1 protein-coding gene and 1 pseudogene are annotated in these 985 nt (G+C 44.5%); both read left to right on the forward strand.

Translation table 11 applies throughout. From position 1 onward, the window contains the following. Window positions 1–83 precede the first annotated feature (83 nt). Window positions 84–425, forward strand: coding sequence for a transposase (locus RB620_RS30130; RefSeq protein WP_308100858.1), 342 nt, complete (start codon window positions 84–86; stop codon window positions 423–425). After that, window positions 419–985, forward strand: a pseudogene (locus RB620_RS30135) (IS3 family transposase); the annotation flags it as partial. The gene RB620_RS30130 and the pseudogene RB620_RS30135, both read left to right, overlap by 7 nt.

Here is a 985-nt window from a genome sequence, read left to right on the forward strand (position 1 = left end):
TGATATTATCCCCTTTAAGTAGACACTCTGAAAAAAACCTTATGTTATCATAAGGAACGAGTGAACTTGGAGGGGATTTTTGTATGGCTAAAAAGGGACAAACGTTTCAACAGTATACGGAGGATTTCAAGTTAGCAGCTGTGAAAGAATACATTGAGGGGTCGATGAGCTATAAAGTAGTAGCAGCAAGGTTGGCAATCAGACATTGCACCCAATTAAAAGTGTGGGTGAAGAAATGGCGGGAAGGGGAGGCATTCGATGTACGCAAAGGGATATCTAATCCACTTAAAGGACGCCCACGTACCGTCTTTGACACTGTAGAGGAAGAGCGAGATTATTTGAAAGCGCAGGTGGACTACTTAAAAAAGCGGTATCCAAATCTAGCAAAGGAGAAACCCTCAGTCAGCGAGACAACTATGGAGTAATCGAAGGGCTACGCCATCTACACGGCGTTACACGCCTGTTAACCATTGCAGGAATACCAAGAGCCAGCTACTACAAATGGCGAGCCACGAAGCATCTGCGTAGCGAGAAGCAATTGAAAGATTATGAAATTAAAGAACATATGATGGCCATTCATTTCGCGCATCCTTACTTCGGGTACCCCCGAATGATGACAGCTTTGTGGGAAGCCGGCCATCTCGTCAATCACAAGAAAGTGTGGCGACTGATGAAAGACATGGCGATTCAATCGGTCATTCGCAAGAAACGAAAACAATCCAATTATACACCGTCTGTTGTGTATCCTAACCGATTGAAGCGCCAATTTCATGCCACAGCGCCACAGCAGAAAATGGTCACCGATATTACATATATTTCCGATGGCACTAACTTTCACTACCTATCAGTCATTCAAGATCTCTTCAACAATGAGATCGTGGCTTGGCAGTTATCTGAACGCAACGACGTTAAACTTGTGCTCGACACTTTTGAACAGTGGACAAGAAAAAGAGACGTCTCGGAAGCAGTGCTCCATTCGGATCAG

Source organism: Paenibacillus sp. LHD-117 (assembly GCF_030929555.1).
Classification (GTDB): Bacteria; Bacillota; Bacilli; order Paenibacillales; family Paenibacillaceae; genus Pristimantibacillus.